This window comes from Dietzia sp. SLG310A2-38A2 (assembly GCF_014145095.1).
Taxonomy (GTDB): Bacteria; Actinomycetota; Actinomycetes; order Mycobacteriales; family Mycobacteriaceae; genus Dietzia.
This window is the reverse complement of record NZ_JAALDX010000536.1, coordinates 1-1,687: the sequence shown is the minus strand read 5'-3', so window position 1 is coordinate 1,687 and position 1,687 is coordinate 1. Positions and strand designations below refer to the sequence as shown.

Genomic DNA, 1,687 nt, shown 5'->3' with positions numbered 1-1,687 from the left:
ACGGCGAGCATGGTCAGGTCACCGACCGACAACCCGGCCAGACTGCCTGCATTCGTGTCCCATGTCGCCCTGACGCGCGGCCTGCCCCGCGCGCGGCAGGCCAGACACCGTGAGCGCCCACATGCGTACCGTGATTCACGTAAGGCAAAATGACACTCGGAAGTCGTCGGTGATGGGGTGGCGTAGTGGCGGAGTGGACGTTTCTCACCAATCACGCGCACGTCCTGTTGTGCATCGCGCAGGACTCCGAGACGCGACTACGCGACATCGCCGAGGCGGTCGGGATCACCGAGCGCGCCACCCAGCGGATCGTGGCCGAACTGGAAGAAGCCGGGTACCTGCAGCGCATCCGCGACGGGCGCCGTAACCGCTACAGCCTGAACCGGGACCTGCCGCTGCGCCATCCACTCGAACGGGACCACATGGTCGGGGAGATCCTCAGCGTGCTGGGGGCCCCGCGGAAGGGTGCTGGCGACCGGAACCAGTGACCCGTCGGCACTGATCGTGGCGCCCCGACAGCGTGGTCGACCACCACCAAAGGCCCCCAGGGGACGATCTGGTCGGCTTCTCTCTGCAGTTGATCGAGTTCGGAGATGCCACCGGGGCCGAGCACATCCACCGTCACCACGTCCGGGCGAACGGTCGCTTTCTGCACCACCGCGGATTCGGTGTTGCTCAGCCAGCGTCCCGGACCTGCGCGGCCCACACCCTCGAAAGCGAGCTCGTCGACATGGGGACCACCACGACGAAGAGCAACGTCACTACGGGGTACGCCCTACGCGACGTACTGTGTTGCGAAGCGGTCCGACCTTGCGCTGGTCACAATTCCGGTCACGCCAGCGTGTTCACCACACCCAGCGCGGCTCAACCCGCCAAGGAGGCATGGCATGAGCACTACCCGCGAGCTTCGCGCCGAGGTCGAGGTCGACGCCCCCGTCGAGCGCGTGTGGGAGGTCGTCACGGATACCTACGTGCTCGTCCGGTCGTCGCCCGAACTCGTCGCGATGACACCGCTGCTGCCGGGAGGCTTCCGGAAGGGCCAGCAGTACATCGGCTGGAACCGCCGTAAACTGGTCGCCTGGCCAACCCGAAACGTTGTGATCGAGTTCGAGCCCAACAAGCGTGTCGCCTGGGACACGAAGACCAGCGGCGCCCGCTGGGCCTTCGAGCTCCAGCCGACGCAGACCGGTACCAGACTTGTCCAGCGTCGGTCCGTGCCGGGCAAGCTCAACCCGATCGGCCAGATCTTCGCCGCGATGCTCCTCGGCGGGGGCCCGAACCACGCTGACGAGCTCGAGACTGCCCTTGGCACCACGCTGGAGAGCATCAAAGCTATCGCCGAGGCCTGACCACCCGACTCGTCCCCACGGGTGGACTTCGCCAGGGATAACTCTCTTGCGACTGGGCAGAAGCCGCAAGCGCAGTGCGCGGGAACGGCTATTTCGACAACAGCCCGCCGGCCGAGTTCGGAGAGACGTTTTCCGCTACCTCACGGACCGACCACACCCTGATCTGAAGTGGACAGCCCGTGTGGTGAGTCCGGGTCTACCCGCCCAGTAATCGACCGGATGAGCGTCCCGCAGGGAGACTCGAGTGCAGAAGCCGCCCTCGGAAACCACGAGCACAGCCTGGCACCTCGGCCTCCGTGACCGTGGTCGAACTTTCATTTCTGAGTTCCACCTACCCC

General features: G+C 65.9%; 2 protein-coding genes. Both read left to right on the top strand.

Features of this window, described 5'->3' with window-relative positions; translation table 11 throughout:
• The first annotated feature begins 185 nt into the window (after positions 1–185).
• Positions 186–488, top strand: coding sequence for a winged helix-turn-helix transcriptional regulator (locus G6027_RS16855; RefSeq protein WP_182638142.1), 303 nt, complete (start codon positions 186–188; stop codon positions 486–488).
• A gap of 399 nt (positions 489–887) precedes the next feature.
• Complete coding sequence (locus G6027_RS16850; RefSeq protein ID WP_182638141.1) at positions 888–1,349, top strand: SRPBCC family protein; 462 nt, start codon at positions 888–890, stop codon at positions 1,347–1,349.
• Positions 1,350–1,687 lie beyond the last annotated feature (338 nt).